Below are 12464 nucleotides of genomic sequence, written 5' to 3'. Positions count from 1 at the left end.
ATAGTCCCCCACAAAAATAGAATTATACAGTAATAGCCGAAAATTGCAACGAACATTTTAAATATTTGTAATATTTTTGTAATTTTTACAAAAAAAGTCATCCCTTCATTTTTGAAAGGACGACTTTTTATTTTACTTCACTTTCCAAACTCTACAAAAGTGTTTTACTTTGAAAGTATAGCTATATTGTATACGAAATATCCTTCAGAGATGTCATAGCCCTCACTATACAGCTGCTGAGCTACTGCAGTAACATCATCCTGCGTCATGTTTTCGCTGCAGCGAACATGCGCAACACCATCACTGTCTAACTGCTCTCTAAGCTTATCTGCAAGATCGGTAGTAGATTCAACATACTCACCGTTCATGTGATAGTATTCATAAGAATCGGTATTAGCTGAAGCATCGAACAAATACGATGTTTTATCTGATATCAAAAGCTGAGTTGCCATACTGTCCGTTATGTTGCAAAGACCGTTAGGTACCATCTCGTTATCATTGTTGGTTATATCAAGAATACACCAGTTTCCATCAATATTTACTCTGTTCCATTCATGTCCGCCGGCACCATACAGATCTCCGGTTTCAATAATTACATCCAGACCGGCAAGTCTTCCTGCAAGAGCCATAGCTTCAGAATAGCTTTCACATACACCGTAGTTATTGCACAAAATACCATAAGGTGTATGAGCATCAATAAATGATTGTGTGAGTGAATTCATATCTACTTCAGTAGACATAGAGCTTTCATCATAGGATGCATTGGTACAGAAATAATCGTTCAATGCAACTACCTTATCATAATCTGTTGATAAGCCTGCTGTTACGCAGTCAGCTACTTCCTTAGCCTTTTTAAACTCCTCTACCGACTTGCCCAGTCTGTCATTTGTATCGTCAACATACTCTACAATATATGTCTCATAATCATATGAATACTTAATACCATTGATTACACCACTTGTAGGATTCTGTCTGTACATAGATAACAGTTTGTTAGTCGTGCCTTCTACATCGGCTCCTTCGGGGAACTCGCTGTAAGGAACCGGAATATATTCACTTCTGGCCATCAGGCAGTACGCCATCCATTCTTCGAGAGGTGACTCAGCGAATATAACATCATCCAAAGAAACACCGCTCTGCTCCTGCAATAATGTCAAATTGGTGTTAACCATGTCTGCCACTTCTGTCATCAGTTCATTAGCTGAACCGGGATTAACCTGGGTGGTAGGTTCTTCCTGAGTGGTAGGCTGCTCCTGAACCTCAGGTTCTTCCTGAGTTGTGGGCTCTTCCTGAGCCTCTGGTTCTTCCTGACTCGTAGGCTCTTCGGGTATTGCAGGTTCTACTGATGTCTCCGGATTTTCTGATACCTCCGGATCTTCCATGGTAGGGACGTTAGAAACATCTACATTTGTCTCTACTCTGCCTGTAGGCATTGTAGCAGTAATTTTATCCTGTCTGTCAGCTACCTGCTGCGCATATTTTGTAAATTCACCATAGGGCATACCATGTACAGTAATCAAAAACGGAGATAAATCCGTATGATAAATCTTAGGAAACAGATAATATGTTGTTGAATCATCGTCCCCATGTTTGCAAACACATCCATGATAGTCGATAATCATCTGCATAGTCTTATCGTTTACTGTTGTCACATTAATGTAAACCGGCAGATCGCTTACCTGCCTTATTGTAACCTCAAGATTTCCTTCTTTCGTATATGGTAATAAATCAGCGAGTTCATCAGAATCAACTATATTACTGATACCTGATGTCTTTCCATCTCTTACGGCTACTACAGCAAACTTGCAGTGCTTGTCATCATGCAGATCACTATTCATGTAAAGCTTTTCAGAAGTGGTAGTATCATAACCACTTTCTTCTAAATCCTTATTTACTAACTCACTCCACCTATCGGAATCAAGCTGTCCCCAAAAACTATCTGCAGACGCTTTTGTATCTGTTGTCTTATAAACCAGATAATAGCCTAAATCAGTCAGCTTAAAAACCAGATATGAGGAAGCTCCTCTTACAGGAGTCCATTCAAGATAATAATTGTTATTGTCATCTATTTTCTGCTTTACCGTCGTTGATTCAATGTCATGGCGAATACTAAAAGGTGTGATAATAGGTTTAGCAAGTTCCTCACCTGTTTGAAGATCGTATTTCTGTACTAAATACAGCTTATTAAGGCTTCCCCATGTACCATCACACTCTGTTTCCCATGCAGCAAAAGTATCTGTTTCTGCGGTAATAGTGCTCTCGGGTATGTCATAGAAATTATCTACAGCAGACGGTTCTACTAATATTTTACCGTTTTCAAGTGAGCATACGCTGCAGTCGTGGGTATACTTGTCAGGATTTTCGAAATCAAGTGTTGTATATACACTGAAAGCCATGTTATAATCCCACTTCATTGCTTCTTCATTACAGTCAAACTCAAATACATAATCTTTGGGAAGATTATACATAGGCTCGCCGAATTCATGTGCGCTGTCTACCGTAGCAGATGCATACTTATTTTTGATGTTAGAAAGTACGTCTATGGTACCGCTCTTTTTATTGTTTGAAAGTACGTCTTTGGTGCCTTTCTGATCATCATTTGAAGACACATCCTTGTCACCATTCTGATCATCGGTAGGTAGTATGTCGGACTCTCCGATAGTACTCTCAGAAGATTTAAATCCCCCGACTTTTTTTGTTAATTCATTAATCCCACTTGATCCCCCACATCCGGTTACCAGACATATGCCCAGTAAAACCGATAAAACTGATAATGCTTGTTTTTTCATAGTCCCTCCTAAATAAAATCGACTTTACCTATTATACAGTTCAGCATTAAAAAATGTTGCACAATTTTTTAAAATACTTCATTAAGCAATTGTGCTAAAAAAATCGGGTTGCCACTTCTGTGACAACCCTCATAATCATTCATCATCATTCATATCGTAAATATCAATTCCGGCAGCACGTCTCTTGTGCTCCTCTTCCACTGCTGCGTAATGCTTAACCGTGGTGTTTACATCCTTATGTCCCAAAACATCGGCAACCATGTAGATGTCGCTGGTCTTATTGTATAACGCGGTTCCGTAAGTACGCCTTAGTTTATGCGGTGTGAGCTTCTTCTCAAGTCCGGTATTCTGACCATACTTTCCTACCATGTGCTGAATACTTCTGACTGATAGCCTGTTGTGCTTAAGCGATATGAAAAGAGCTTCCTCTTCCTCATCCTCAGCCATCAGAGATTCTCTCTCGTTATTTATATAATCTCGAAGAGTGTTACGAACTATCTCACTGATGTAGAGCTCGTCCTCAAAGCCGCCCTTTCTCACAATCTTGATCGTATTGGTTTTGAAATCGACATCCTTGAGATCAAGTCCCGCGCACTCCGATACACGAATTCCGGTATTGAGCAAAAGTGTAATAATCGCAAGATCTCTTTTCGACGTAAGCTCGCTCATAACCTGTGAATGATGCGAACCTGACTTCACATTGGTAACCGTGTCCATCAGCATCTTCACCTGGTCGCTGTCGAGACGGTTGATTGATCTTCTTTGCTTTTCCCTGGACCTTGTCACCGCTTTTAAAGTTGGATCATTTTCCAGGTAATCAAACTTAATCAGATACTTGAAGAAATTTCTTACAGAGGCCATTTTTCTCGCGATGGCTCTCTCCCTCGCCTGCTTGATGCCTGACTTTGTGACCTTATGTCCCTGCGCGACATAGGTCTGGAATTCATTTATATCCGGTGCCTTCATGTGCTCAAGCACCATAAGGGGGATATCCTTTATCTCAAGATTCCTGCATAGAGGATTGTTCTCCTTTATGTATCCGAAGAAAAAGTAGATGTCATGGGCATAGCTGTACGCAGTATTTATCTGATATTTCAAAAGACATTCATCAACAAATCCATGCGCATACTGCGGCAGCAGCGCTTTGACACTATTGATGTTATCCCTGCGTCTACTCTGTAACTCATTGTAATATGCTGAATTCTCACCCATGACAACTTCCCCAACAAGATTTTAATTCGTATATCCCATCAGGTACTCGTCAACTTCCTTGGCACAGGCTCTTCCTTCTGCGATAGCCCATACAACAAGAGACTGTCCTCTGTGCATATCCCCTGCAGCAAAAAGCTTTGTTCCCTGAATGTGATAGCCGTCCTCAGCAGTTAATACTGTGCCTCTCTGGCTGCGCTTAAGTGAAAACTCATCAGCGGTATAATCTTCACAGCCTATGAAGCCTGCGGCTATTAAAAGTATATCACATTTCAAGTTTTTTTCCGAACCGGGAACCTCAGTGAGCTTGCCGTCCTTAAAAGTAACCTTAACCGTTTCGATCTGCTTTAAGTTACCCTTTTTATCTGTTGTTATTCCCTTCACCGTTGTCTCAAAAACTCTCGGATCACTTCCGAAAACATGGATGGCTTCCTCGTGACCATAATCTGTCTTTAAGGTCTTTGGCCACTCCGGCCAGGGATTATTTGCAGCTCGTTCAACCGGAGGCTTTGGCATCATCTCAAGAGCTGTAACGCTCTTTGCGCCGTGTCTTATAACTGTGCCGATACAGTCATTACCTGTATCTCCGCCGCCTACAATAACTACATTTTTATCCTTTGCATCGATATATCCACCCTGTGCCTGAAGTGAAGCAACTGTCTTGCCGCCACCTTTTACAAGCGCTTTGGTTGTTGATGTAAGGAAATCAACTGCATTATAAACACCTTTTACCTTCTCGGGATCGGCTACCGCAAGGGGTCTTGCCTTTTTAGCACCGCAGCAAAAAACAACTGCGTCAAATCCCGGAAGAAGCTCAGCGGATTTAACATCCTTTCCTACGTCGGTTCCTGTATGGAACACAACACCCTCTTTTTCCATGAGCTTTCTTCTACGCTTAATTACGCTCTTATCAAGCTTCATGTTGGGGATACCGTACATCAAAAGTCCGCCGATTTCATCCTCTCTCTCGAAGACTTCAACCTTGTGCCCTCTGTGATTAAGCTCGTCTGCTACGGCCAGTCCGGAGGGACCGCTTCCGATTACAGCCACTTTTTTACCGCTTCTTATGCTCGGGATAAACGGTTTGATGTAACCCTTAGCATAAGCTGTCTCAACCAGGAACAACTCATTGTCATGAACCGTTACAGCATCGCCGTTTTGTCCGCACATGCAGGCCTTTTCGCAAAGTGCCGGACATACACGGCCCGTGAATTCCGGAAAATTGCTGGTCTTATGAAGTCTTGCAAATGCATGCTCATCATGAGCTTTATATACTTCATCGTTCCACTCCGGAATGAGATTGTTCAAAGGGCAGCCCACTACCATGCCGCTTAAGTTCATTGCTGACTGGCAAAACGGAACTCCGCAGTTCATGCATCTTGCAGCCTGCTGTCTTCTTTTTTCAGAATCAAGAGGAGTGTGGAACTCCTCAAAATTCTTTATTCTTTCTTCGGGCGGAACGTCCCTGTTATTTGTTCTGTTATATTCAAGAAATCCTGTATCTTTTCCCATCTTAGGTCAACTCCTTAAAAGCTTCCAGCACTGCATGCTCATGATCGATGCCCTGCTCCTCGTATTTACCGATTGCAGTAAGCATCTTCTGATAATCATTCGGAACAATCTTCTTGAAATCTGCGATGTAGTCATCGAAATTATCAAGAATCTCACGTCCGTACTCCGAACCGGTCTCCTTTACGTAATCCTCAAGGATTGAGTGAAGTTCTGCGATGTCATACTTTTCAGTGACTTCGTAAAGTGAAGACATATCCTTATTCATTCGGAGATATAATGTGTGTTCCTTATCAAGTACATAAGCGATTCCGCCGCTCATGCCGGCTGCGAAGTTTTTGCCTGTCATTCCGAGAATGACCGCTCTTCCGCCTGTCATGTACTCAAGACCGTGATCACCACAGCCCTCAGAAACTGCTATGGCACCGGAATTTCTGACACAGAATCTCTCTCCGGCAACTCCGCATACATAAGCTTTTCCTGCAGTAGCTCCGTATAAAGCAACATTACCGATGATAATGTTTTCATGAGCTTTGTAGGTCGCTTTCTCAGAAGGTCTTACAATTACCTTTCCTCCGGAAAGTCCCTTTCCGAAACCATCATTGGCATCACCGTAAAGTTTCAGAGTGACACCGTTTGGAAGGAATGCTCCAAAGGACTGTCCGCCGCCTCCATGAGCTTCAACCTTGATGGAATCATCCGGAAGGGTGTTATTAAAGTCTGCAGTAACTCTGCTTCCAAGGAGTGTTCCAAAACTTCTGTCGGTACTTGAAATATCCACCTTGATGTTAAGCTCTGCATTTTTACTCTTCTTATCGCTGTCAGTCTGAGCACTCTGCAGATTCTTTTTAAGAGCGGCTTTTCCTTTTTCATACTCCGGAATAAGCACTTTGGAATCAAGAGTTTTCTCAAGTCCGAAATCATATATATCAGCAGGCTCGAAATGATTTTTATCTCTTCCAACATAGGAAGCATCCAGAATTCTCTTAAGGTCAGCAGCATCCTTACATCTTGCCTTAGGTACGCTTCTCATCTTAAGGCAGTCGGTTCTTCCTATCATATCCTCAAGCTTTTTAAAGCCAAGCTCGCTCATGATCTCACGAAGCTGTCTTGCAACAAAAAGCATGAAGTTCATTACATGCTCGGGCTTACCCTTAAATCTCTTTCTGAGTTCCTCGTTCTGAGTAGCAATTCCTACAGGACATGTATCCTTGTTGCAGACTCTCATCATCATACAGCCCATACATACAAGGGGAGCAGTTGCAAAGCCGAACTCCTCTGCTCCAAGAAGTGCAGCTATGGCAACGTCTCTTCCTGTCATAAGCTTTCCGTCTGTCTCAAGAACCACTCTGCTTCTAAGGCCGTTATCCAAAAGTGACTGATGAGCTTCGCTTACACCAAGCTCCCAGGGAAGACCTGCATGGTGTACTGATGAAGAAGGAGCAGCACCTGTTCCTCCGTCATAACCTGATACCAGGATTACCTGTGCGCCGGCCTTTGCAACACCTGATGCGATAGTTCCGACGCCTGCCTCTGATACAAGCTTTACTGAAATCCTTGCCTTGTCATTTGCATTTTTAAGGTCATAGATAAGCTGTGCAAGATCCTCGATGGAGTAAATATCATGGTGCGGCGGAGGTGATATCAGCGCAACACCCGGAGTTGAGAATCTTGTTGAAGCAACCCAGGGATATACCTTTTTACCCGGAAGATGTCCGCCTTCACCGGGCTTTGCTCCCTGCGCCATCTTGATCTGGATTTCCTTTGCACTCTGAAGATATCTGCTGCTTACACCGAAACGACCTGAAGCAACCTGCTTAACAGCACTGTTTCTCTCTGTTCCGAATCTTGCAACGTCCTCACCGCCTTCACCGGTATTGGACTTTCCGCCGAGTCTGTTCATAGCAATAGCAAGAGTCTCATGTGCTTCCTTGGAAAGTGAACCGTAGGACATAGCTCCTGTCTGGAAGCGCTTTACGATTTCTTCCTCGCTCTCGACTTCTTCAAGCGGAACCGGTTTGCCGGTGGGAACAAAGGAAAGAAGTGCTCTTAATGTGTGAGGTCTGTTTTCATCGTCGACCATCTTGGTGTATTCCTTGAATCTGTCGTAATCACCTTCTCTTACTGCTCTCTGGAGAGTAACGATAGTCTTCGGACTATACATATGATCTTCCTTGTCCTCTCCACTTCTGAGAGTGTGGAAGCCGATGGAGTCAAGTGTTGTATCTGTCGAAAGTCCAAGCGGATCAAAGGCTTTGTTGTGACGAAGCTCAACGTCCTCTCCAATCTCCTTGATTCCGATACCACCGACGCGGCTGACTGTTCCTGTAAAGTACTTATCTACAAACTCGCTTGAAAGTCCGATTGCCTCAAATATCTTAGCTGACTGATAGGACTGAAGTGTAGAAATACCCATCTTCGCAGCAATCTTTACAACGCCGCCAAGGAGTGCCTTGTTGTAGTCTTCGATTGCAGTGTGATAATCCTTATCGAGAATTCCTATATCAATAAGCTCTGCAATACATTCCTGAGCAAGATAAGGATTAATAGCTCTTGCACCAAAACCAAGAAGCGTAGCTATCTGGTGAACGTCTCTGGGCTCGCCGCTCTCTAAGATAAGTGATACTGCCGTACGTCTCTTTGTTCTTACGAGATGCTGCTCAACTGCAGACACTGCAAGAAGTGAAGGGATAGGCATGTGGTTTTCATCAACACCTCTGTCAGAAAGGATTATGATGTTGATGCCGTCCGCAACTGCTCTGTCAACTGAGATACAGAGCTGCTCAAGTGCTCTTTCCACCGGAGTGTTCTTATAATAAAGAAGTGAAATCTTTCTTACATGGAAACCGGGCTGATCAAGAGCTTCGATTTTCATAAGATCAACACCTGTGAGAATCGGGTTGTTAACCTCGAGTACGCGGCAGTTGTCGCTCTTTTCCTCAAGAAGATTACCGTCTGATCCGATGTACACAGTTGTATCCGTTACTACCTTCTCACGAAGCGAATCGATCGGAGGGTTTGTAACCTGTGCAAAAAGCTGTTTAAAGTAGCAGAACAGAGGTTGATGATGCTGTGAAAGCATTGCCAGCGGGATATCTGTGCCCATGGAAACAGTGGGCTCAATTCCGTTTGTAGCCATAGGCATGATCTGGCTCTTTACATCCTCATAGGAATATCCGAATACTTTGTAGAGCTTATCACGCATCTCCTGCGTGCTTCTCGGAATCTTCTTATTGGGAATCGTTAATTTATTTAAATGCAGAAGATGTCTGTCGAGCCACTCACCGTAAGGCTTTGCGGTCGAATACTTCTGCTTGCATTCTTCATCTGAAATGATTCGTCCCTGCTTTGTATCAACAAGAAGCATGTGTCCCGGAGAAAGACGTGATTTCTTCAGGATTTTTTCTTCGGGTATGTCAAGGACACCAACCTCGGAAGCCAGTATAAGTCTGCCGTCCTTGGTGACATAATATCTGGAAGGTCTGAGTCCGTTTCTGTCAAGAGTTGCGCCAAATACCTCTCCGTCTGTGAAAAGGACAGCCGCAGGTCCGTCCCAGGGCTCCATCATTGTCGCATAGTAATGATAGAAATCCTTTCTGTCCTGTTCCATGAAATCATTGTGCTTCCAGGGCTCAGGAATAGTAAGCATCATTGCAAGCGGAAGATCCATGCCGTTCATATATAAGAACTCAAGTGTGTTATCAAGCATGGCTGAATCCGAACCTGAAGAAGCTATTACAGGATAAACTTTTGCAAGGTCGTCTCCGAAAACATCTGAATGCATGGTCTCTTCACGGGCAAGCATTCTGTCGCTGTTACCGCGGATAGTATTGATCTCACCGTTGTGCGCGCTCATTCTGTACGGATGCGCTCTCTGCCAGGAAGGAGTCGTATTTGTTGAAAAGCGGCTGTGCACAAGGGCAACTGCCGTATGATAATCAGGTGATAAAAGATCCTCATAGAAATTGCGGAGCTGTCCCACAAGGAACATTCCTTTATATACTATTGTCCTTGATGAAAATGAGCATATGTAGGTGTCCTCGGAGGATTTCTCATACTCTCTTCTAAGCTGATAGAGTCTTCTGTCGAATTCAATTCCTCTCTCTGCATCATCAGGTCTTTCTATGAAGCACTGGCAGATATAAGGCATGCAGTTTCTTGCAACTTCACCAAGAATCTCAGGGTGAATTTCCACATCTCTCCATCCGAGGACCTTGAGATTTTCCTTCTCCGCAATTACTTCGAGCATTCTCTTTGCGAACATTCTTTTCATTGAATCCTGGGGAAAGAAAAACATTCCGATTCCGTAGTCTCCGGCATCCTTCAGTGTAATTCCGAGTTTTTGCGCCTGCTTACCAAAGAATTTGTGTGAAATCTGAACCAGAATACCAACACCGTCGCCGACCTTTCCTGTGGCATCTTTTCCGGCTCTATGCTCAAGTTTCTCAACAATACTCAGCGCATCGTCAAGAACTTTATTGTCGGCCTTACCGTCTATATTTATAACCGCGCCGATACCGCAGGCATCACGCTCATTCATCCAATTGTCCATTTCTCTTCCTACCATTTTTTTGTTAATAGTCCGTGGCGCGCGCATAGCATATATGAATTTTAATCTCGTTGCTTACGCATAATCGATTAAAATTCATATATGCTATACACTCACCACTAGGTTATTGATAAAAATCTAATAGCATTTTCAAGTAGTATTTTTATTACAAGGCTCACAAGAATAAAGTTTATTCAAGGAGCCTTGTTAAGTTAGTACTTTTTATCTAAGTGAGAAAAGCATCTGTCCATAAGTCGGGTAGCTGAGATACTTATCAGGGATAAGGGCTTCAGCTTCATCAGCATACTTACGAAGTTCATCCATATCTGAAAGAATTGTCTGCTGATAGTAAGCTGCCTGCTCAAGAAGATCTTCCTTCTCTTCAGCCTTCTTTGTATCAGCCTCAAGTGTTGCAAGTGCCTTGCACATTCCTGTGGATGCCTCATCGATTGTCTTGAGGACTCCTGTCTCAAGAACTGCGCTTCCGTCTCCGAGAAGGCTCTTCTTCTGAGCGATTTCTTTTCCGAGATCCTTCTGATAAGAAACAATACCTTCTGTCAGATCCTTTCTTACCATCTCCTGCATTGTAAGTGCTTCGATATGAACTGACTTTGAGTAGTTCTCAAGGAGAATGTCATATCTTGAATGGATCTCTTCCTTAGTGAAGATGCCATGCTTTGTGAAAAGTTCAACTGACTCATCACTGATCCAGTAAGGCATTGCATCGGGAAGTGACTTAAGGTTTGCAAGACCTCTCTTTGCTGCTTCCTCAACCCACTCGTCTGTGTAGCCGTTTCCGTTAAAGAGGATTCTCTTATGAGCTGCAAGTGTTTCCTTAAGGACTTCTCTTACTTTCTCTTTAAGTTCGTCTCCACTGTAAGCTGAAAGCTTCTCATAGAGCTTAGCTACTTCTTCAGCAACTGCTGTGTTAAGAACGATGTTAGCATTTGCTACTGAAACTGAGGAACCGGGCATACGGAACTCAAACTTGTTTCCTGTGAATGCGAAAGGTGAGGTTCTGTTTCTGTCTGTGTTATCCTTTGTGAAATGAGGAAGAACCTTTGCTCCCATTGCCATCTGAACCTTACCCTGGCTCTCATATGCTTTGCCTTCTTCAACTGCACTAAGTACCTGTGCAAGCTCATCACCTACGAAAATTGAGATAATTGCCGGAGGTGCCTCGTTGCCGCCAAGTCTGTGGTCGTTTCCTGCAGATGCAACGGAAAGTCGAAGGATCGGTGCATATTCATCAACAGCTGAAATAACAGCCATCAGGAACAGAAGGAAAGGAATGTTCTCTCCGGGATTCTTTCCGGGATCAAGAAGGTTCATTCCGGTGTCAGTGCAAACTGACCAGTTGTTGTGCTTACCTGAACCATTGATTCCTTCAAACGGCTTCTCATGTAAGAGGCATGCATAGTTGTGCTTATCGGCAACTTTTTTCATAACCTCCATTGTAAGCTGGTTGTGATCAACAGCAATGTTAGCTGTCTCAAATACGGGAGCCATCTCATGCTGAGAAGGAGCTACCTCGTTGTGCTTTGTCTTTGCGGGAATACCAAGCTTCCAAAGCTCTTCATCAAGGTCATGCATGTATGCGGATACCTTGGGCTTGATAACTCCAAAGTAGTGATCCTCCATCTCCTGACCTTTTGTTGCCGGTGCACCGATCAGTGTACGGCCGGTGAAAAGAAGGTCCTTTCTCTTTTTGTAGAAGTCTTTATCAATTAAGAAGTACTCCTGCTCAGAGCCGATTGTGGTGTTTACGCGCTTTACATCCTCATACCCCAGGAGGTGGAGCAATTTAACAGCTTCCTTGGACAGAGCTTCCATTGATCTAAGAAGGGGTGTCTTCTTATCAAGAGCTTCTCCGCCGTAAGAGCAGAATGCTGTCGGGATGTAAAGAGAACCATCTTTTATGAAGGCGGGAGATGAAGGATCCCACGCTGTATAGCCACGTGCTTCAAAGGTTGCACGAAGACCACCTGAAGGAAAACTTGATGCGTCAGGTTCACCCTTAACAAGTTCTTTTCCGGAAAACTCCATGAGAACTCCGCCATTATCGGTGGGTAAAATAAAGCTGTCATGCTTTTCGGCTGTAAGGCCTGTCATAGGCTGGAACCAATGTGTGAAATGTGTTGCACCGTTCTCTATAGCCCACTCTTTCATGACTGCCGCTACTGTATTAGCAACATCAAGTTCGAGATGAGAACCCATCTCTATTGTCTTATGTACTGCCTTGTAAATATCTTTGGGAAGACGTTCCCTCATGATCTTATCGTTAAAAACAAGACATCCAAATTCTTCTGTAAGTTTACTTGCTTCTATCATTACCGTTTCCTCCTTTTATATCCCCTCATCCGGCACTTCGTGCCACCTTCCCCCCAAGGGGAAGGCTTTGATTTTTT

Annotated in this window: 5 protein-coding genes; all 5 read right to left on the bottom strand. The window is 43.5% G+C overall.

The genetic code is table 11. From position 1 onward, the window contains the following. Window positions 1–164: 164 nt before the first annotated feature. The 5 genes from G596_RS0108650 to G596_RS0108630 all read right to left on the bottom strand — a co-directional run bounded on the left by G596_RS0108650 (window position 165) and on the right by G596_RS0108630 (window position 12387). Window positions 165–2789 carry a transglutaminase domain-containing protein gene (locus tag G596_RS0108650; RefSeq protein WP_022761444.1) on the bottom strand — a complete coding sequence of 875 codons (2625 nt, stop codon included), beginning with the start codon at window positions 2787–2789 and terminating at the stop codon, window positions 165–167. 135 nt (window positions 2790–2924) lie between these two features. Continuing rightward, window positions 2925–4001, bottom strand: a complete 1077-nt coding sequence (locus G596_RS0108645) for a tyrosine-type recombinase/integrase (RefSeq protein ID WP_022761443.1) — start codon at window positions 3999–4001, stop codon at window positions 2925–2927. A 21-nt stretch (window positions 4002–4022) separates the two neighbouring features. Beyond that, on the bottom strand, window positions 4023–5510 hold the full coding sequence (locus tag G596_RS0108640; RefSeq protein WP_022761442.1) for a glutamate synthase subunit beta: 1488 nt from the start codon (window positions 5508–5510) through the stop codon (window positions 4023–4025). Window position 5511: 1 nt separating this feature from the next. Beyond that, window positions 5512–10059 (bottom strand): glutamate synthase large subunit, encoded by a 4548-nt coding sequence (gene gltB / locus G596_RS0108635; RefSeq protein ID WP_022761441.1) that lies wholly within the window; start codon window positions 10057–10059, stop codon window positions 5512–5514. 219 nt (window positions 10060–10278) lie between these two features. Beyond that, window positions 10279–12387: a glutamine synthetase III family protein gene (locus G596_RS0108630; RefSeq protein WP_022761440.1), complete on the bottom strand. Its 2109-nt coding sequence runs from the start codon at window positions 12385–12387 to the stop codon at window positions 10279–10281. Window positions 12388–12464: the final 77 nt, after the last annotated feature.

It is taken from the genome of Butyrivibrio sp. AD3002 (assembly GCF_000420905.1).
Classification (GTDB): Bacteria; Bacillota; Clostridia; order Lachnospirales; family Lachnospiraceae; genus Butyrivibrio.
This window is presented reverse-complemented; position numbering and strand designations above follow the sequence as displayed.